17 protein-coding genes, 1 tRNA gene and 2 pseudogenes are annotated in these 18,646 nt (G+C 66.4%); 12 read left to right on the top strand and 8 right to left on the bottom strand.

Annotated features, from left to right (window positions below; genetic code table 11):
* From NGR01S_RS19960 to NGR01S_RS32875, 4 genes are all read left to right on the top strand, one after another.
* Positions 1-1,604, top strand: a 1,604-nt coding sequence (locus NGR01S_RS19960; RefSeq protein ID WP_218020799.1) for a beta strand repeat-containing protein, incomplete at its 5' end; no start/stop codon positions are given.
* A gap of 1,166 nt (positions 1,605-2,770) precedes the next feature.
* Positions 2,771-3,232 carry a nuclear transport factor 2 family protein gene (locus tag NGR01S_RS19965; RefSeq protein ID WP_245664679.1) on the top strand — a complete coding sequence of 154 codons (462 nt, stop codon included), beginning with the start codon at positions 2,771-2,773 and terminating at the stop codon, positions 3,230-3,232.
* A gap of 345 nt (positions 3,233-3,577) precedes the next feature.
* On the top strand, positions 3,578-3,736 hold the full coding sequence (locus NGR01S_RS32625) for an alpha/beta hydrolase (RefSeq protein WP_245664680.1): 159 nt from the start codon (positions 3,578-3,580) through the stop codon (positions 3,734-3,736).
* Entirely contained in the window at positions 3,720-3,833 is a 114-nt protein-coding gene (locus tag NGR01S_RS32875) for an alpha/beta hydrolase (RefSeq protein WP_281179776.1), read from the top strand. Before NGR01S_RS32625 ends, NGR01S_RS32875 begins: the two co-directional genes overlap by 17 nt.
* A gap of 96 nt (positions 3,834-3,929) precedes the next feature.
* On the opposite strand, the gene NGR01S_RS19970 is transcribed toward NGR01S_RS32875, so the two are convergent.
* The gene (locus tag NGR01S_RS19970) at positions 3,930-4,508 is read right to left on the bottom strand and encodes a helix-turn-helix domain-containing protein (RefSeq protein ID WP_063039034.1); all 579 of its coding nucleotides are present in this window, start codon (positions 4,506-4,508) and stop codon (positions 3,930-3,932) included.
* A 91-nt stretch (positions 4,509-4,599) separates the two neighbouring features.
* On the opposite strand from NGR01S_RS19970, the gene NGR01S_RS19975 reads away from it, so the two are divergent.
* Positions 4,600-5,613, top strand: a complete 1,014-nt coding sequence (locus NGR01S_RS19975) for an NAD(P)/FAD-dependent oxidoreductase (protein ID WP_063039036.1) — start codon at positions 4,600-4,602, stop codon at positions 5,611-5,613.
* Positions 5,613-6,860 (top strand): MFS transporter, encoded by a 1,248-nt coding sequence (locus tag NGR01S_RS19980; RefSeq protein WP_063039038.1) that lies wholly within the window; start codon positions 5,613-5,615, stop codon positions 6,858-6,860. The genes NGR01S_RS19975 and NGR01S_RS19980 overlap by 1 nt, the downstream gene beginning before the upstream one ends.
* 371 nt (positions 6,861-7,231) lie before the next feature.
* On the opposite strand, the gene NGR01S_RS19985 is transcribed toward NGR01S_RS19980, so the two are convergent.
* Positions 7,232-7,651, bottom strand: coding sequence for a hypothetical protein (locus NGR01S_RS19985; protein ID WP_157107349.1), 420 nt, complete (start codon positions 7,649-7,651; stop codon positions 7,232-7,234).
* A 40-nt stretch (positions 7,652-7,691) separates the two neighbouring features.
* On the opposite strand from NGR01S_RS19985, the gene NGR01S_RS19990 reads away from it, so the two are divergent.
* From NGR01S_RS19990 to NGR01S_RS20015, 5 genes and pseudogenes are all read left to right on the top strand, one after another.
* Entirely contained in the window at positions 7,692-7,979 is a 288-nt protein-coding gene (locus NGR01S_RS19990) for a hypothetical protein (protein ID WP_063039042.1), read from the top strand.
* 235 nt (positions 7,980-8,214) lie between these two features.
* On the top strand, positions 8,215-8,559 hold the full coding sequence (locus NGR01S_RS19995) for a hypothetical protein (protein ID WP_063039044.1): 345 nt from the start codon (positions 8,215-8,217) through the stop codon (positions 8,557-8,559).
* Between the two features lie 123 nt (positions 8,560-8,682).
* Positions 8,683-9,621 (top strand): annotated as a pseudogene (locus NGR01S_RS30365) (Gfo/Idh/MocA family protein); the annotation flags it as partial.
* Positions 9,622-9,652: 31 nt separating this feature from the next.
* Complete coding sequence (locus NGR01S_RS20010; protein ID WP_063039050.1) at positions 9,653-10,903, top strand: DegT/DnrJ/EryC1/StrS family aminotransferase; 1,251 nt, start codon at positions 9,653-9,655, stop codon at positions 10,901-10,903.
* Between the two features lie 5 nt (positions 10,904-10,908).
* Entirely contained in the window at positions 10,909-11,346 is a 438-nt protein-coding gene (locus NGR01S_RS20015) for an NUDIX domain-containing protein (RefSeq protein ID WP_063039381.1), read from the top strand.
* A gap of 518 nt (positions 11,347-11,864) precedes the next feature.
* On the opposite strand, the gene NGR01S_RS20020 is transcribed toward NGR01S_RS20015, so the two are convergent.
* The 3 genes from NGR01S_RS20020 to NGR01S_RS20030 are packed head-to-tail and all read right to left on the bottom strand — an operon-like array spanning position 11,865 to position 13,947.
* Positions 11,865-12,227, bottom strand: a complete 363-nt coding sequence (locus NGR01S_RS20020; protein WP_063039052.1) for a hypothetical protein — start codon at positions 12,225-12,227, stop codon at positions 11,865-11,867.
* Positions 12,224-13,075 carry an arylamine N-acetyltransferase family protein gene (locus tag NGR01S_RS20025; protein WP_063039054.1) on the bottom strand — a complete coding sequence of 284 codons (852 nt, stop codon included), beginning with the start codon at positions 13,073-13,075 and terminating at the stop codon, positions 12,224-12,226. The genes NGR01S_RS20020 and NGR01S_RS20025 overlap by 4 nt, the downstream gene beginning before the upstream one ends.
* On the bottom strand, positions 13,072-13,947 hold the full coding sequence (locus NGR01S_RS20030) for an NAD(P)-dependent oxidoreductase (protein WP_063039056.1): 876 nt from the start codon (positions 13,945-13,947) through the stop codon (positions 13,072-13,074). Before NGR01S_RS20030 ends, NGR01S_RS20025 begins: the two co-directional genes overlap by 4 nt.
* Positions 13,948-14,785: 838 nt before the next feature.
* Between NGR01S_RS20030 and NGR01S_RS20040 the strand changes: the two are divergent.
* Positions 14,786-15,962 (top strand): annotated as a pseudogene (locus NGR01S_RS20040) (transposase).
* Between the two features lie 224 nt (positions 15,963-16,186).
* On the opposite strand, the gene NGR01S_RS20045 reads toward NGR01S_RS20040, so the two are convergent.
* From NGR01S_RS20045 to NGR01S_RS20055, 3 genes are all read right to left on the bottom strand, one after another.
* Positions 16,187-16,259 (bottom strand) — tRNA-Ala (locus tag NGR01S_RS20045).
* Positions 16,260-16,353: 94 nt separating this feature from the next.
* Positions 16,354-17,091 (bottom strand): DsbA family protein, encoded by a 738-nt coding sequence (locus NGR01S_RS20050; RefSeq protein WP_084481525.1) that lies wholly within the window; start codon positions 17,089-17,091, stop codon positions 16,354-16,356.
* Positions 17,092-17,148: 57 nt separating this feature from the next.
* On the bottom strand, positions 17,149-18,396 hold the full coding sequence (locus NGR01S_RS20055; protein ID WP_373861452.1) for an MFS transporter: 1,248 nt from the start codon (positions 18,394-18,396) through the stop codon (positions 17,149-17,151).
* Positions 18,397-18,646: the final 250 nt, after the last annotated feature.

The raw sequence follows: 18,646 nt of genomic DNA on the forward strand, positions 1-18,646 counted from the left end.
CTACCCAGATCACGGCGGTCGCTCCCGCGGGTGTGGCCGGAACGGTGTCGGTCACGGTCACCACCGTCGGTGGCACGAGCAATGGAGTTTCCTACACCTACGCGGCGGTGCCCACGCTGAGCACGGTGGTGCCCGACGCCGGTCCGGTGACCGGAGGAAACACGGTCGTGCTCACCGGAACGGGACTGACCGGAGCGACCGCGGTGGGTTTCGGTGCCACACCGGCGACCTCGTTCACCGTCGACTCCGACACGCAGATCACCGCGGTCGCTCCCGCCGGGACGGGGACGGTGCTGGTGACCGTCACCACGGCGGGCGGCACGAGCAACGGCGTCGCCTACACCTATGTTGCGGTGCCTGCCCTCACGTCAGTTGTTCCGAACTCGGGCCCGGTAACCGGTAACACAGTGGTTGTACTCACCGGGACAGGACTGACCGGTGCCACCGCGGTCGACTTCGGGGCGAGCCCGTCGATTCTGTTCGCCGTCGACTCCGATACGCAAATCACCGCCCTCGTCCCCCCGGGTACCGCAGGGACGGTTTTGGTGACCGTCACCACGGCGGGCGGCACGAGCAACGGCGTCACCTACACCTATGTTGCGGTGCCTGCCCTCACCACAATCGCCCCGAACGCGGGACCGGCAGGCGGTGGGACGGTGGTCGTGCTCACCGGAACGGGACTGACCGGAGCCACCGCGGTCGACTTCGGCGCCACACCGGCGACCTTGTTCGCCGCCAACTCCGACACCCAGGTCACCGCACTCACCCCCGCGGGGACGGCCGGAACCGTGCCGGTCACCGTCACCACCGCGGGCGGCACAAGCAACGGCGTCGCCTACACCTACATCGCCGCGCCCGCTCTCAGCACAATCGCCCCGAACGCGGGACCGGTGACCGGTGGGACCACCGTCGTGCTCACCGGCACGGCACTGACCGGCGCCACCGGAGTGAATTTCGGTGGCACACCGGCAACGTCGTTCACCATCGATTCCGCCACCCAGATCACGGCCGTCGCGCCCGCGGGTGTGGCCGGGACGGTGCAGGTCACCGTCACCACCGGCGGCGGAACCAGCAACGGTCTGGGCTATGCCTATGTCGACGTCCCCACCTTGCTCACCGGTGCCCCGGACCTGGGCCCCGAAGCCGGTGGCACAACGGTCGTGCTGACCGGAACAGATCTGGCCGGAGCCACCGCGGTCGACTTCGGCGCCACACCGGCAGCATCGTTCACCGTCGATTCGAATACCCAGATCACGGCCGTCAGCCCGGCCGGGACCGGGCTGGCTGAGGTCACTGTCACCACACCAGGAGGAACCAGTAACAACGTCTTCTTCACCTACCTTCCGGTTCCGACCCTGACCTCCGTGGTTCCGGACAGCGGGCCCGAGACCGGTGGAGATTCGGTGACACTCACCGGGACGGACTTCGCCTACACCACCGAGGTGAGTTTCGGTACCGCACCGGCGGCGTTCACCGGTATCTCGGAAACACTGACCGTGGCCACCAGCCCCGCTGGAACCGGGACGGTGCTGGTGACCGTCACCACGCCGGGCGGAACCAGCAACGGCGTCTCCTACACCTACGTGCCGGCTCCAGGAGTCTGACAATCGATTGATCGGGCCGCCGGTGAACTATCACCGGCGGCTCGGTGTGTGCCCGCATCTCACTCCTCGCCCGGCACGAAGACGCAATTCAGACACTGGCGGACCTACCCGACCTGCCACAATGACTCCTGGTCCGGACGTACACCCGGATCAGATCACACTGTTTCACTGGCAGGACAACGGCAGAACCATCCTCAACGCCATTTCGGGACCAAACCGGGGATAAACGAGAGCTTGGTGAAAACAAAAAGGTCAGGCCCGATACTGAACCGGGCCTGACCTGAATTTTCAAGTGGAGCTATGGGGACTCGAACCCCTGACCCCCACGAAGGGGTTCATGAGACTGTTCGGTCCGGCAAGACATCAACGTTCGGCACAGACACCCCCGATCACCCCGGCGACGGCAACGAGAACAGCCTCATCGTTCCGCTGTGAAAACGGCGGAATATACTCGTCCGCAATCAATTACAACGCGCATCCAGGTAAGTCCATCAGGACCGAACTGCACGGCCTTCCCACCGGAGTACCTCGCACGCACTCCACAGCAGAGACTCGCCCCTCAATGACCGGTCGTCAGAACGTCAAGTCAACCGGCGGCAACGCAGCACCCCGGACCACTCGCCCGAGAAATTCCGTTACGTCCGTGCAGACGACTGAGCAGGGAGAATCCCATTCGACCGGTGACGCTCCTTCGGCTCCACGTACAGTCCTGCCCCGGCAGGCACCCGACGCCGACGTCATATCGACGATGAAAGCGCGGGGTAATCGGGGGGCCGACTCGAGTCGGCGCCACACCCGCGAAGCACCACCCGACGGCGGCGGCGTTCAGCCGGCCGGGAAGAGCTGATCGAGGTGGCTTCGCCGACAGCGACTGGTCGAACGGCGCCACCACCTCAGTGCCCGACTGCGCCAGCACCGTCAACAAGATCGGATACCGACGCTCCGGATCACGCCGCTCCAAAGCTTGCCCGGCTATCTGTCACCAGATTTCCATCACTGTTGTCACCGACCGCGCGCGTTGGCTTGAAGTCGAGTTACCCGCCATAGAACGTCCACTCATGCCGATGTCCGGACGTCCGCCGGGCGGCGGTGGACGGCGGCATCGAAGCGGGTAGCCGACAGCGACGGCGGGTTTCCGCCAGCGCGTAGTGATGTATCGATCCAGCATGATCATCATGAGTGCATCGTCAACGACAGCCACGTCCGTCCTACGGGATATGTACGAAGCCGAGGCGGCCTACCTTGCCAGCGGCGGTCCGGGCTCGGCATCGTTCTCCTTACTCGCGCCGTTCTTCACACCGGATGTTGTGTTGCACCAGGCCGACAATCTTCCCTATGGCGGAACCTGGTGCGGCCACGACGGTTTGGAGCGTTTCTTCCTCGCGATGAGCGGGGTGTGGGATCGCTTCGAGATGGCCGAACAGACTTTCCTGGCCGATGAGAGTCCGCTCGTCGTTCTCACACATGTGCGAGCCCGTGCACGCTCCACCGGCCGCGAACTCGATTTCCCGATCTTGCAGACGATCACCATCGATGCCGGACGGATCAGCGAGATTCGCCCGTTCTACTGGGATACCGCCGCTGTCGCCGATGTTTGCTCGCGGGTCCGAGCATCGGACGCTGTGTAATGCCGCATACTGCGCGATCTCGGTGACAGATGTCCTGATCAAGTGACAGATAACATGAGGACACGCCGCAGGGGCGCAGAGAACTCATCAGACCAAGAGTCGAACACCCCCTTTGATTGAAATCCATTCCGTGATCGAAGTCGGCGACAAGGTGCGCATCGGAGAGCCCGGGGCCTCGGTCTTCGTCGTGCGCGAGGTCGACGCGGACGAGGGGCGGGCCGTCATCGAGGCCGATTGACGCGGGCGCGCCGGGTCGATACCCGTTTTCGATGCCCATCAGCGCCCTCGCCCTTGTCGACCCCAGAGCCTCTGCCGGCGGGGCGTAGGCTACCGGCCGGGCCAGGGGTGTCGGACCACTGCGCGATCCTCGACCGCGACGACCAGGCCCGAAGAGAACAACAGCGCGACCCGGTCACCCCGCTACGCGGCGCCGAGCTGCTCGACGAGAAGTTCGGTCAGCGGCCCCGGTTGGTCTCTGTCGACGGGAGTGGGCACGGGGTCTAGGGCTCTCGGCGCCAACTCCTGCGCGTCCGACGTCGTCACCAGCTACCTGGTGGACGGCACCATGCCCGAACAAGATATGACCTGTCGCGCGGGCTAGGTGTTGCGGGCCAAGACGTTGTTGACGCCATCATCTGTGCGCCAGGCACATCCGTGATGCGGGCGCGGGCGAACGACGCTGAAATCTGGTTCGGCGTCAGCGCTGCTGGGTGCGGAGATGGATGCGTTCGCCTTGCTTGCCGAAGAGGCTGAGCACTTCGACATTCCCGCGCCCAGCGGCGCCGAACCAGTGCGGAATCCGACAGTCGAACTCGGCTGCTTCGCCCGCACCCATGATGAAGTCCTGGTCACTCAGTTTCACGCGGAGTTGTCCGCGGAGCACGTAAAGCCATTCGTAGCCGTCGTGAGTTCGTAGGTGTGGCTCGTCGTCGTGGGCTGGGATGGTCATTTTGTAGGCGCGTGGTTCTCCTTGCTGTCGTGACAGCGGGATCAGCACTCGGCCGTCTTTTCTGGTGGGCTGTTGAGGCACGCGCGGGTCGAGGATCCGGGGTGCCGCCACGATCTCGTCGAGCGGAATGCCCAGCGCCGCGGTGATCGGTAGGAGGAGTTCGAGACTTGGCTTGCGCTGCCCTGATTCCAGTCTGGACAGGGTGCTGGTCGAGATGCCGGTGGTGCGCGCGAGGCCGGCCAGGCTGATGCCCTTCTTCTCCCGGGCGCTTCGCAGCCGAGGAGCGATCTGCTCGATCACGCTACCGATGCTGGGTTGATCGTCCATGGACGGCAGTCAAGCAGTGTGTCCCGGATTCAGCAACGATTGTTGTCGAAAATTGCCGATACCGCCGATTCTCTAGTTGGAGGTGATCCGAATGAACACAACGAGGCAATCAACGACCGGATCGCAGGCAGCGACACTGTGGGACAGCATCATCATCGGCGGCGGAGCCGCTGGCTTGTCGGCCGGAGTGGTGCTCACGAGGGCACAGTTCGCGACCCTGGTCGTGGACGGTGGCGAACCCCGCAACGGGCCCGCCGAGCACATGCACGGGTACCTGACCCAGGACGGCATGGCGCCGAAGGAATTCGTCGCCAGGGGCCGGAGCGAACTGAGTCGTTACGGTGGGACACTCGTGCAAGCAGTCGTGGTCGAGGCCCGGAGCACGTCGGACGGTACGTTCGAGCTTCGACTCGACGACGGCAGTGCCCTGCGTACCCGGTCATTGCTGGTGGCGACCGGGCTGACCGACGAGCTCCCCGATATCTCGGGACTGTCCGAACGGTGGGCATCCACGGTGCACCACTGTCCCCACTGCCATGGCTACGAGGTGCGGGGTCGCAGTATCGCCGTGATCGGCAACCCGGCGACGGCGATGACGTCGGCGGTGTCGGTGCACCTGGCCGCGCTGATGCGCCGCTACAGCTCCTCGGTGACCTTCTGTACCAACGGCACCGACGTCAGCACAGCCGAACGGCAGCGACTCACAGCTTATGGCGTAAGTCTGATCGACGCGCATGTCACAAAGGTCGCGACACCCGCTAGCACAGCGGGCGGAAACTCGGTCGGGATCGAGCTCGACAACGGCAAGGCAGTCGCGTGTGAGGCCATCTTCGTGGCACCTCGTCCAGTGCCCCATGGCGCGATCTTGGTGACGTTGGGTGCGGGCACGGACCCAACGAGTGGACTTGTTGCGGTCGACTCCCAGGGGGCTACAGATGTTCCCGGGCTCTGGGCTGCCGGGAACGTGGTCAGCCCCAGAGCCCAAGTCATCACCGCGGCAGGAGCAGGCTCGACTGCCGCTATCAACATGGCTGGCTGGCTGCTCGAACAGGAGCTTTCGGCCGCCATCGCACGTGACGGACTCGATGACGGGGGCGTGAACTGATGACCAGCACCACCGCAGAGACGTCCTTGAACGGGCGATCCACGAGATTGCCTGCAGGGGTGTATCTGCTCGGCTTCAGCCTGTTCGCGATGGGTAGTGCGGAGTTCTTGTTGGCTGGCGTACTGCCGGCGGTCGCCGCTGACCTGGACGTCACGCTCTCCTCTGCCGGGTTCCTGATAACCGCGTTCGCGCTGGGCGTCGTGGTCGGCGGGCCACCGTTCGCTGTGCTCAGCCTGCGCTGGCCCCGCCGCACCGCGCTGATGGCAAGCCAGACCGTGTTCGCCGCCAGCATTGCCGTCGGACAGCTGGGCACCTACGAGGTCCTGCTGGTCACGCGACTGATCGCGGGGATAGCGTACGCGGCCTTCTTCGCCGTCGCGGCGGTGACTGCGATCAGCCTGGTAACGCCGGACCGCAAGGCCCGCGCCTCCGGAGTCGTGGTGAGCGGCCTCAGCGTGGCCATGGTGGCTGGGGGCCCGGTAGGCACGCTGATCAGCCACTTCACCCAGTGGCGCGACGGCTTCTGGGCCGTCGTAGCCCTCACGGTCGTAGGGATCATCGGTTGCCTCCTCGGGCTCCCCGCCGCAAACTCCGGCACCGCCGACTGCACCCGGCCGAGCTTGTCGCGGGAGTTCGCCGCGATGCGGAAACCGAGTCTGTGGGTCATTGTGGCGATCACGGTCCTGACCACCGCGGCGTACATGATCACGTTCAACTTCCTGGCAGCCATGCTCGAAGACATCACCAGCATGCCCGAAGTGTGGATCCCGGCTGTACTTGCGCTCTTCGGAGTCGGCGCCTTCATCGGTCTGTCCATCGGCGGCCGGGTCTCCGACCAGCGGCCGCACCTCGCACTCCTGGCCGGTGCATCAGCGATCGTGATCCTGTCGGTGGTGATGACTCCTGCGCTCCAACAGATCTGGGTGGCGGTGCCCACGGTCTTCCTGATCGGTATCGCCGCGTTCGTCCTGAACCCCGCCGTCTTCAGCCGCGTCTTCACCATCGCAGCCGACGCGCCCACCCTCGCAGGCGCCACCACCGTGTCGGCATTCCAACTGGGAATCAGCATCACCCCCGCTCTCGCAGCCGCCGCCCTCACACAAGGGGCAGCCCTCACAGCCGTATGCCTGATCGGGGCCGCCCTCGCGGCAGTTGCCGTACCCCTCATCCTCCTCGACCGGGCACGCCACTCGACCCACGACCGTGTCACCACGGCTGAGCTGGCTCAGGAAGGGGACCAGTGGTGACTCACTCGAATGCGCCGATCAGGTCGCGAACACGCTCGATTCGCTGCGGAAGGACAGTCTGAGCAGCCTGGCCTGCCTCGATCGTCTGCCGGGCGAATCGATGGCGCGGCCGGATCTCTGTACGCAGAACGCAAGGTGACCGGGAGGCCGTCCAGCGGCTCACTGATGTGGAGACCTGCGGCGGCTTGCGTGCCCTGGTTCCCAGATATCGAATCCGCCAGCCCGGTCTCGGTGGACACACCTGCCCACGTGACCGCATCGATTTCGGCAAACAGAATCCAGGACCAAAACGGGGGGTATCTGCGGGGCCAGACACAAATAGCAGGTCAGGCCCGGTCTAAGACCGGGCCTGACCTGCTATTTTTGTGGAGCTAAGGGGACTCGAACCCCTGACCCCACACTGCCAGCAGCTTGCTCACCCCCTGCTCAGGGGTGTTTTCCTGCGGAAACGGTATGTCTTCGATGTCGTAGTCGGCGTGGTCGGCGGGGACGTTGTCGTAGTAAGTGTCGTGAGGAGGCAGTTTTGCCGCCACATCGCAAATTTCACGAAAAACGCACGACCATTCATGCCGAGAGTGAATAACTCTCGCCTCGGTGGCGTCGCGGAGCGCCGCCGGGGCAGATGGTCGGGCACCGTCCGCCGGGATGAGTCCGTTTGCGGCGACGCGGGCGCAGGTAGCGGGTAGATGGTGGGCCGCGTTGTCGGCGGCCGAGCCACCGCCGTGCAGGTTCTCCGCTGCGGCGGCCGCGGCGACCGCATACCGGACCTTGTCGACGTCGGATCGTCCCACGCGGCCCACGGGCTTCGAGCTTGTCAGATAGTCGGTGGGGATGGTCGGGATCGAAGGGGCTGAACAGATTGATCGCCAACGGATCTCGATGCTCGACGGCAGGCGCCCGGCGGGCGGCGGCGAAGCCGAGTTCGGTTTCGGTGGCGTTGAGCACCACGCACAAGGCCTGGCGGTAGTCTTTGCCGGGCCAGCGCACCGCACCGCGTTCGTAGCGCGCGATCGTATGTGCATCGAGTTCACGGCGTCGGCCGGTAGTTCGCCACAGGTGGTCGTTGACCGCTTCGGCCAGTTCGGCGCGGGTCATCGATCGCCCCGCCACGGTCGGTGACGGGGTCGCTTCGCGGCGCTGCTGCAGTTTCAGGTTCGGTGTCGGCAACTTCGATCCCCTCGATCGGCCGCGCCCAGTCTATCGACCTGCCCGAACCCAGGACCGGTTCACGCCGATCTGCCCCGCAATCTGCCCTCCTGGAATGCCGCGCCGCACACGAGTCTGGAGGAACAAGTTCGACGCACACGCCGAATGAGCGAGACCCCTGATTCTCGCGCGGCGAGAGGAGACGACGATGAAACCACTTGTCTACGGCTACCTGCGACTCGACGTCGCGGGCGAACACATCCGAGACTGCGAGAGACGGATTCAGCAGTTCGCCGATCAGCAAGGCTACGACCTGGGCATGGTCTTTCACGAACGCATCTACGGGCGGGCTGGCCTGGATGCGCTGATCGCGGAACTGGTTCGCGCGCAATGCCGCAACGTTGTCGTGCCCGATCTGGAGCATCTGATCCGGCAGACGGCACTCCGGCAGGGAGTGGAGGCACGGCTGTGGTGCGCAGCCGGCGCGGGCGTGCTGGTTGCGGGCGCCTCGGCCGGGGTCCCGGATCGGGCGTTGGCGGGAGCGATCCGATGACAGCGGGCAGCGCTCGATTGCGCCCGCGTGGACCAGCCCCCGCAAGGGCCGACCAGCGCAGGTGAGCTGCCCTCTCGCCCACTGTCCCTCGTCCCTCGGCGGCGTGTTCCGCTGCGTGTGGGTGTGATCGGGTTGGGCAGGCAGGCGCTGGACGATCACCTGCCCGGGCTGGTCTCCTGCGAGGCCGCTGAGCTGGTGGCGGTGTGCGATGAGGATTCCGAGATCGTGCGCGAGCACCAGTACCGGTGCAGGGTCCCCGGGTACACCGACTTCACCACCATGCTGGGCTCGGAGCAGTTGGATCTGGTCGTGGTGTGCGTCCCGCACTGCGTCGGCCGCCGGGCGATCGAAGCCGCCGCCGAACACCGCGTCCACGTGCTGAAGGAGAAACCGTTCGCCACATCGCTGACCGAGGCCCGGGAGCTGGCGCGGCTGTGCGAGGACGCCGAGATCGAACTGATGGTCACTCTGCAACGCTGCTTCAACCCGATCTACACGAGCTTCCCACAGCTGGCCGATCAGATCGGAACGCCGTTCGTCATCGACGCCCGCTATACCCTGCACACCGCCGACCCCTCCGACGGGTGGCGCGGCGACATCGCCACCGCCGGCGGCGGCTGCGTGATCGACATGGGCTACCACGTCATCGACCTGATCCTGTGGTACTTCGGTCTCCCCGATCGCGTTACCGCGGACCTGTCGGTCGCGGCCCGCCCGGACCGCGAATACGACGCCGAAGACACCGCACTGGTGCACTTCTCCTACGACTCCGGCCTCTACGGATCCATCCTGCTATCCCGCTTCATCGGACCCAAAACCGAAGACCTTCGCCTGGTCGGCTCCAAGGGCATGGTCCATCTCGAACGCGGACGCATCCGCCGCCTCACCAACGGCGGGGAAGTCGTCGAATCCCTGCTCCGAGAACAAGCCTGGCCCTCGGCCGCAGCCACCCAGCTCGACTACTTCCGCCGGGTCATCGACGGTGAACGCCCCAACCTCGGCAGCCCTCGCCAGCACCTGGCCCACCTGCGCTTCGTCACCGCCTGCTACCAAGCTGCCCGCACCCACACCTGCGTCGATCCAAGGAGCTCCGGTGAACTCACCTCTCGCTCTGCTCGGCGGCACACCCGTCGTCACCGACCCGGCACCGCACTTCCAGTGGCCGCCGACCGATCACCTCACCCGCAAAGCCGTCCTGGCCCAGCTCGACGACACCATCTCCATCTACGACCGCTCCGGTGTCATCGCCGACCTCGAAGACGCGCTCGCCGCCTACTTCGGCAGCCGGTACGCCGTGCTCACCAGCTCCGGCACCGCCGGCCTGTACTCGATGTACGCGGCTTGCGGCCTGCGTCCCGGCGACGAGGTCATCGTGCCCGCTTACACCTTCTTCGCCACCGCCACTCCATTGCTGCACCTGGGCGTCATCCCGGTCCTGGCCGACTGCGACGACACCGGCAACCTCGACCCCCGCGAGCTTCCCCACCGCATCACCGAGAAGACAAAAGCCGTTGTCGTAACCCACATGTGGGGAATGCCCGCACAGATGCGCAGCCTCGCCGGCCTCGCCGAGGTCTACGGGCTGCAACTCCTCGAAGACGGCTCCCACGCCCACGGCGCGACCATAGGCGACGGCAAGATCGGCACCTTCGGCCGTGCCGCAGCCTTCAGCATGAACGGCCCCAAGCCGCTCTCGGCCGGCGAAGGCGGATTCGTGCTCACCGACGACGAAAACCTCTACTACCGGCTGCTCCTGCACGGCCAATACAACAAGCGATGCCGCAACGAAATCCCCGAACACCACTCCCTGCACCGCTACGCGGTCACCGGCATGGGTCTCAAACGCATCCACCCCCTCGCAGCCACCATCGCCCTCGACCAACTCCGCCACCTCGACGACTACCTCACCGGCCGCAACCACATCGCCACCTACATCGCCGATCGCCTCGACGGCTTACCCGGGATCGTCGCGACCCGGGCCGCGCCCGAGACCCGGCCCTCCTGGTACGGGATGGCCCTGCAATACCGACCCGAGGAACTCGAAGGAATCCCCGTCGAACGCATCCACCAGGCGCTACTGGCCGAGGGCTGCCGGGACATCGACCGACCGGGCTCCACCTGCCCTCTCAATCTGCTCGAACTCTTCCAGACGCCGGGTACCCTCTTCCCCGAATACGCAGGCGAATTCACCTACCGCCCCGGCGAATTCCCGCACGCCGAACACCTGCACCACCACATTCTCAAACTCCCCGTGTGGCACCGCGAACACGATCTCCCCCTCGTCGACCGCTACCTCGACGCCATCGAAAAAGTATTCCGCCACCCCGACCACCTGAAAGGATGAACACCATGACGACCCACCTCGAAGACCTCACCGCCGAAGCCGAACGCGACGGTGTCCAGCAACTCGTCGTCGGCGCGGTCGTCGAATACGACGGGCGCGTCCTGCTGCTGCGACGACCCGGCGACGACTTCATGGGCGGCATCTGGGAACTGCCCAGCGGCAAAGTCGAACCCGGTGAAAACCTCGACCAAGCCCTTGCCCGCGAAGTCGAGGAAGAAACCGGCCTCGAGGTCACCGGCATCGGCCGCTTCATCGACAGCTTCGACTACCGATCCGGCAGCGGAAAACACAGTCGGCAATTCAACTTCACCGTCCAATGCGCCGCACCCGAACCCGTCCGGCTCACCGAACACGACGCCTACACCTGGACCCCACTCACCGAGGAGCCGCCCGTCACCGACGCGGTCAAACAGACACTCACCACCTACCGAAACGCCGACTGAACGGCGAGATCGTCGTGGACGCGGGCACCAGGTGAGCGCTGATGGGCATTTGGCCGGCTGCCCGTGGGCCCCTCAGTCGCGGTCCTGCCGGTCAGCAGCTTCGAAGAGCACCGCAACCACCTACCCCTCATCACCAGAGTCCCGGCGTTTCGTGGCCGCCGACCGGACCGCCAGGCGCAACCTGCCTTTACGTCATCGGCATGACTCCAGTCGCACACCACAGGAGGACACGTCATCGGGAGGAGCGGCTCGGCCCCGGTCCGGTGACCACCACACCGACAAGAAAGGACCCTCACACCAGGATCTCGGGCGTGAGGGTCACTGTCGTCGAAAACTGTCGTAGAACCGACCAGATCGGGCATATTCAACGAATATAATCCCTGGTGGAGCTAAGGGGACTCGAACCCCTGACCCCCACGAAGGTGGTGTCGAGTGCCCGACCTCGAGCTCGCCGCCGCGCTGGTACGTACTCGGATGGACCGGCGCGGGCAGCGGGACTCGGGTCGGACCGGGGTGCGCTAGCGCTGATAGACCTCGACGTAGGCGTTGGTGGTCACCGCGATGACGCCGGGGCCGGTCCCGGTGCAGCCGGTGGTGATGCGCTCGCCGGACGGGGTGAAGGGGTAGCTGAGACTGTGGTACCCGCCGATGGCGTAGAGCGGGAACGGACCGTTTGCGTAGAGACCGAGGCATTCGACGCGCAGGACGTAATTACTGCCGCCGTCGGGTCGGCAGATCGCCGAGGCGCCGAAGAGATCACGTTCGACGACGCAGTCCTGGGGCGCGGCCTGGGCGGTGCCGGAACCGATGATCGCGACGAAGGCAAGGCCCGAGATCCCGGCGGTCGCGAGTCGCGCTGCGGAGGCGATGGTCTTCTTCATAGATGTTCTCCTGTGCCGAGGTGGTCGATGAGCTTCGCCGCGTCCGCGGTGTCGAGGTCGATATCGAAGATCTCGGTGAGGATCCTCGGGACGTCGGAAGGTTCCACCGTACGGGTTTCGCCGGTGCCGTCGGGGTAGTTGGTGTGCAGGGTGAGACCGTCGAGCATGTGGTGGACCTCCGGGTGGAGGCGCTGCGCGATGGGGCGGGTGGTGAACGGCGAATGCGAGGACGTCGAGACGTAGTAGTTGCCGACGGCCTGGTCGATCGGATACTGCGGATTCATCGTGAAAGTGCGGCGGGTGAGCCAGCCGTTGCGGGAGAAATGACGCAAGGTCCACAGACCGGCACCCAATACATCGGTCTCGTATTCGAGCATGAATCGCCATGCACCAACGGTGAATTCGCCGTCGACGGGAGCCAGTTCGATCGGTTCCATCGGCCCGGAGCCGAAACCGACATCGCACAACCAGGCTCGTTCGTCGTCGGTCGTGGTGACGTGCAGCAGGGCGTGTGTGGCGGGGAGCAGCCGGGTATCTGTGCCGAGGAATATCCGGCCGGCCAGGCCGGTGACGCCGAAACCGAGCCGTTCCAGCACCGCGGCGAACAACGCGCAGTTCTCGAAGCAGTAGCCGCCTCGACGGTGTCGAACCATCTTGTCCTGCATGGACTTCACGTCCAACCGGACCGGCCGGCCCAGGATGATCTCGAGATTCTCGAAAGGGAAGGTGGTGGTGTGCCGATCGGCCAGGTCGCGCAATATCGCCAGGGTCGGTGCCCGCTCGCCGGTGAAGCCGATGCGGGCCAGGTATGCGTCCAGGTCCAGGTCCGCACCGTGCCAGGTGTTCATGCGCGGCCCGGTCGGCGGCCGAAGTGTTCGACCAGTCGGGAGTAGCTGTCGTCGCCGTGGCCGGCGGCCAGCGCCTCGGCGACGAGTCGCCGGGTGTAGGTCGGCAGCGCGATATCGATTCCGCGGGCCTCGCTTTCTGCGATCACATCGTCGATGGAGGGCAGGTGGTGTTTGAGGGCGCCGAACGGGGTGGCGAATTCGGCGCGGTCGATCTCCCCGGCGAACAGCCCGAACAGCGACGGCAGCGCCGCCAGGGACGGCTCCGCCTGTTCGGCGTAGCGGCCGATCGGGATTCCGGCGTCGCGGAGCAGCGCCGCGGCGTGCAGGAACCCGTTCAGCAGGCCCCACATGATGTCGTGGAATGCCATTCCGTACAGCAGCGGCACTCCGGGGTCGGTGGACACGTAGGTCGCGCGGCCACCGAGTGCCCGCAGAACCGGTTCGTACCGGTCGAAGACCGGCCGGGGGCCGCCGAAGAAGATCACCGCGTCCGGCGAGCCGATCGCGGGAGCAATGGTCATGATCTGGCCGTGCAGGTAGTCCGCTCCCAAGCCGGTCACCAGATCGGCTGCGACCCGGGCTTGTTCGGAGGGGCCGTCGGTCAGGTTGACCACGGTACGCCCGGCCAGGGCGGTACCCGCCGTCCGCAGCAGCTGTTCGGCCGCTACGCCGCCCTGGACGTTGACGACCACCAGTTCGGCCGCACGGGCCGCCGCTTCCGGCGACTCCGCCGGGCGGGCGCCTGCGGCCACCAGCGGCTCGGCCTTCTCGGGGGACCGGTTCCAGACGGTGAGCGGGTGTCCGGCCGCCAGGAGCGCGGCGGCCAGCGCGGAACCCATCTCACCCAAACCGAGCAGTGCGATTGTCATCATTCTCCGATCTCGTTACTTGGTACAAGACCGTGCAACATCAACTTTTGTTGAGGTCAAGAGGGTGTGACGTAGGCGACCTCGGTCGGCACCGCGCCGATTGGGCAGCGACCAGCTCACCGAACTGATCGGACGGCCCGAGGCAGCGCGCGACGTGCGGACGCTGGTCGGCGCGCATCGCTTGGTGACCCCGGTCGGGCCCGGCGGTGTCGGCAAGACGCGCCTGGCGATCGAGGTGGCGCGCGCACTGCTCCCCGACCGGCCCGACGGCGCGTGGTTCGTCGAGCTGGCCGGGATCGAGGAGACCTCCGCCGCGCGCGACCGTCGTCGACACCGTGCGCACGGTGCTGGGCATCCGCGACGACGTCTGCTCCCCGGCCGATCCGGTCGACCAGCTGATCAGCGCGTTACGCGGCAAGCGGGTGCTGCTGGTCCTCGACAACTGCGAGCACCTGGTGACCGTGGTCGCCGAACTCAACACCGCCCCTCGACAACAATCGACAGCTCCCATCGCAGCCACGCGGCATCCAGGGCGGTTGGTCAAGACAATTGCTATCGAATCCCCGGTCCGGTCTCGGCGGACACAGCTGCCCACGCGACCGCATCGATTTCGGCAAACAGGATCTAGAACGAAAACGGGGGGTAAACGCGAGGCCAGACGCAAAAACAGGTTAAGCCCGGTCTTGGACCGGGCTTAACCTGCTAGTTTTGTGGAGCTAAGCCTCGATCCACCGATCGGTTACTGCCGGGTTGGGGTGGGGTGAATGGAGAAGTGCCCTTTGAGCTGGGAAGATCGCTGTTGTCTAGGCAGTGATCGGTCCGGTTCAGAAGGGCACTTCGGGTGCAAGTTTTGCATAGGTTCGCCGCGGAGTCAGCAGCGTTCGATGATCAGAGTCTTGTGTCGCTGGCCGGGCTGGTGCCGGTGATGCGGTTGGCCGAGCAAACCGGGTTGGGTGAGTTGCTGGCGGAGAAGGTGGCGATTTCCGAGCCGCGGATCCGTTCCGGAGCGGCCAACGCCGGTCCGAAGCTGACGACGTTGATTGCGGGGATGTGCGCTGGCGCCGACAGTATCGATGATGTCGGTGTGCTCCGCGCCGGCGGCATGCCCGCGGTGTTTCACCGGGTGTATGCGCCCTCGACGATCGGCACTTTGTTGCGGGAATTCAGTTTCGGTCATGCCCGTCAGCTCGAATCGGTGCTGGGTGCGCACTTGTCACGGCTGTGTCAGCGGGTCGATCTGCTGCCGGGCGCCGACCGGCGAGTGTTCGTCGATATCGATTCGTTGTTGCGGCCGGTGTATGGGTATGCCAAGCAGGGCGCGTCTTATGGGTTCACCAAGGTGTCGGGTAAACCGGTGTTGCGTAAGGGGCTTTCACCGTTGGCGACCACGATCAGCACCGACGGGTCCGCGCCGGTGATCGCGGGAATGCGGCTGCGTGCCGGCAAGGCCGGCTCGGCGAAAGGGGCAGCCCGGATGGTCGCCCAAGCTATCGCCTGCGCCCGCGGAGCCGGGGGTGAGCAGGGAGATCCTGGTTCGTGGGGATTCCGCATTCGGTGGCCGTGCGGTGATCGCCCGGTTGATCGTGCGTCGTGTCCGCGATGCTGCGCGTCAGGACGAGTTGTTCCCGGTCTGGCGGTATCACCCGTTCTTCACCGACTCGACCGAACCCGTCGTGGACGCCGACCTCACTCACCGCCGCCATGCCGTCATCGAGACCGTGTTCGCCGACCTGATCGACGGCCCGCTGGCGCATATGCCCTCTGGGCGTTTCGGCGCGAGTTCGGCTTGGGTGCTGTGCGCGGCGATCGCCCACAACCTGCTGCGGGCCGCCGGCCGACTCGCCGACCCGCAACTGGGCCGCGCTCGCGGGGCGAGCTTGCGCCGAAAGATCGTCCACGTTCCCGCTCGTTTCACTCGCCCGCAACGCCGACCCGTCCTACACCTGCCCGCTCACTGGCCCTGGGCCCGGGCCTGGCAGCAGTTGTGGCACGCCACCACCAGACTCTCGACCGCCTGAACACCGCGAAACACCCCTACGACCAGGAACAACAGTGGAAAGGCTGGGCAGACCAGCAGCTTCCCGACACCCAAATTCCAGTGGGCCGCGCGCCTGCGGCGCGGCCCGCTCATCAACTTCATCGGTGGATCGAGGCTTAGGACCAAAACGGGGGGTAAACGCGGGGCCGGACACAAGAAACAGGTCAGGCCCGATCTTAGATCGGGCCTGACCTGCTATTTCTGTGGAGCTAAGGGGACTCGAACCCCTGACCCCCACACTGCCAGTGTGGTGCGCTACCAGCTGCGCCATAGCCCCGAATGTTTGCCGCCGGTTCCCCGGCTGCCTGAACGAAGTTACACCACGGGGACGCCGGGCACCAAATCGCCTGGATTTCGGGTGAACGGCCAGGTCATGGTGCCAGGTGCTGGACCCATTCCGGCTCGTTGACGTCGATCTTGGTAGTGCCGTCGAACACACTCGGGGTGGCGGCGGCGCCGTCGAGGGCCGCGGTCAGGGCGTCGAGGGTGGCGGCGGCCTGGTCGGTCACCTGGCCGCGGCGGGCGCCGCCGGTGATGCAGTCGCGGGCGGGGCCGGTGGCGCCGGATTCGGTCGCGATGGTGAGCAGTTCGTCGTCGGTGAGTTCGGAGTCTTCGTCCGGCTGGCGGGTGGTGAACAGGGTGTCGTGGAATTTGGAGTAGGTGACGCCGGAACCGGTGTCGGCGACGCACTGGAGGGCGGCGATGGCGCGGGTGGAGTAGTCGCCGCTGGACGATTTGGGGTCGAGGAAGTTGACGAAGCGGTAGTGGACGGCCAGTTTGCCCTCGTCCAGCTTCTGTGCGATTTCCTGGCTGTAGAGGGTTTCCAGGGTGCCGCAGGACGGGCACATGGGGTCTTCGTAGACCTCGATCGTCTTGGGGGCCTCGGGGCGGCCGAGCCGGACGCCGCCGTCGCTCTGCAGGGCTGCCGTGACGGCCTCGTCGCGGACCGTGCCGTATCCCTCGTTGCGGACCTCGACCTGCTGGTCGCCGCCCCAGCGGTAGGCGAACACGACGATCAGCGCGATGAGGGCCAGGGCCAGCGCGCCGAGGGCGTAGGTGGTCCGGTTGGACATCGGCCGCGGGGTGTAATCGGACGGCTTGTTGCTCACGCGACCACTCTGCCGCATCCGGGCGAACCGGTCACGCACGAATCGTTGCGGTCCGGGTCAGCTGTGGTTTTCCGACCCGCTCTCGGCCGGTGTGGAGCCGGGGCGACCCACGGCGGCGGAGTCGGCGCCGGAGGTCTTCGCCAGCGAGACGCCGGAGTACACGGTCGCGCGGTCGGGGTCCGGTGCGGCGGGCGCGCGATCCATCGGCTCGGGCACGATCAGCCAGGCCAGCGCGGCGACGGCGAGCAGCGAACCGGTGACGGCCAGACCGGCGCCGTAGGACAACCGCTGGGCGATGGCACCGACCACGATCGGCCCCAGGACCGTGCCCAGGTCCTGGGCCATCTGGAAACCCGCGAGCATGGTGCCGCCGCGGGCGCGGTTGCCGATGATATCGCCGACGGCGGCCTGCTGGGCCGGGGTGAGCAGGCCGGATCCGATACCGGCGACGAACGAGGTGGCCAGCAGCCAGGTGAGGGTGGGTGCCAGGCCGAGGCCGGTGGTGCCGACGGCGCACACCAGCGCACCGGAGATCAGCAGTGGGCGGCGGCCGTAGCGGTCGGACAACCGCCCGGAGAAGAACAGCACGGTCGCATTGCCGGCCGCGAACACGGTGAGCGCGACACCGGCCATCCCGGCCGACTGGCCCAGCACTTCGACCACCAGCAGTGGAACGAGCGCCATCCGGACCCCGAACACCGCGGCTCCGCTGGCGAAGTTGGAGAACAGTGCCGCCCGGTACTCGGGGCGCGCGAGCCCCTGCCGGAAGCTGACGGTGGCGATATCGCGGCCGGTGTCGGATTCGGTGATGCGGGAATCGCGCAGATTGAAGTAGACGACCGCGACGGCGAGCAGTAGCGCGACCGCGTAGATGAGGAACGGGGCGCGCAGACCGAAGCCGGCCAGCGCGCCGCCGATCAGTGGGCCGGACAGGCCGCCGATGAGGAAACAGGTGGACCACAGTCCGGTGACCCGCCCCCGTTCGGTCGGTGGGGAGAGCCGGATCACCAGCGCCATGGACGAGACGGTGAACATGGTCGACCCGACCCCGCCCAGCGAGCGCAGCACCATCAGCTGCCAATAGGTCTGGGCGAAGGCGCTCGCACCGGTGGAGATCGCCACGATGAGCAGGCCGACCAGATAGATCCGCCGCTCCCCCAGCAACTGCACGAGCCGGCCGCTGACCGGCGCGAACAGCAGCCGCATGGCGGCGAAGGCACTGACGATGGCGGACGCGGCCGCGACGCCCACCCCGAAGCTGAGCGCGAACTGCGGCAGCACCGGGGACACCAGGCCGAACCCCATGGCGATACAGAAGGCGGCGCCGACCAGCACCCATATCTCGCTGGGTAGCGGCGGCTTGCCCGAGGTGTTCGGGGACCGGCGAACCGTGCGCGGACGCCGGAATCCCGGCTTTCGCCCCCCGACCTGCCCACCCGTTCCGTGCGCGTTCCCGGATCCGGGTCGATCATCTGCCAGGGCCTCACCACTCACCCCGGCAGTCAACGCCGGGGTGGACCCGACAATTCCCCGCGCCGGCGCGGGGTTCACCGAA

This window comes from Nocardia grenadensis NBRC 108939 (genome assembly GCF_001613445.1).
GTDB lineage: Bacteria > Actinomycetota > Actinomycetes > Mycobacteriales > Mycobacteriaceae > Nocardia > Nocardia grenadensis.

What these genes read in the sequence shown, in the direction of transcription:
- NGR01S_RS19965 (WP_245664679.1), top strand. Translation starts at nt 2,771, where the DNA reads ATGATCATCATGAGTGCATCGTCAACGACAGCCACGTCCGTCCTACGG.
- NGR01S_RS19970 (WP_063039034.1), bottom strand. Translation starts at nt 4,508, where the DNA reads ATGGACGATCAACCCAGCATCGGTAGCGTGATCGAGCAGATCGCTCCT.
- NGR01S_RS19975 (WP_063039036.1), top strand. Translation starts at nt 4,600, where the DNA reads ATGAACACAACGAGGCAATCAACGACCGGATCGCAGGCAGCGACACTG.
- NGR01S_RS19980 (WP_063039038.1), top strand. Translation starts at nt 5,613, where the DNA reads ATGACCAGCACCACCGCAGAGACGTCCTTGAACGGGCGATCCACGAGA.
- NGR01S_RS19990 (WP_063039042.1), top strand. Translation starts at nt 7,692, where the DNA reads ATGGTCGGGATCGAAGGGGCTGAACAGATTGATCGCCAACGGATCTCG.
- NGR01S_RS19995 (WP_063039044.1), top strand. Translation starts at nt 8,215, where the DNA reads ATGAAACCACTTGTCTACGGCTACCTGCGACTCGACGTCGCGGGCGAA.
- NGR01S_RS20015 (WP_063039381.1), top strand. Translation starts at nt 10,909, where the DNA reads ATGACGACCCACCTCGAAGACCTCACCGCCGAAGCCGAACGCGACGGT.
- NGR01S_RS20020 (WP_063039052.1), bottom strand. Translation starts at nt 12,227, where the DNA reads ATGAAGAAGACCATCGCCTCCGCAGCGCGACTCGCGACCGCCGGGATC.
- NGR01S_RS20025 (WP_063039054.1), bottom strand. Translation starts at nt 13,075, where the DNA reads ATGAACACCTGGCACGGTGCGGACCTGGACCTGGACGCATACCTGGCC.
- NGR01S_RS20030 (WP_063039056.1), bottom strand. Translation starts at nt 13,947, where the DNA reads ATGATGACAATCGCACTGCTCGGTTTGGGTGAGATGGGTTCCGCGCTG.
- NGR01S_RS20055 (WP_373861452.1), bottom strand. Translation starts at nt 18,396, where the DNA reads ATGGGGTTCGGCCTGGTGTCCCCGGTGCTGCCGCAGTTCGCGCTCAGC.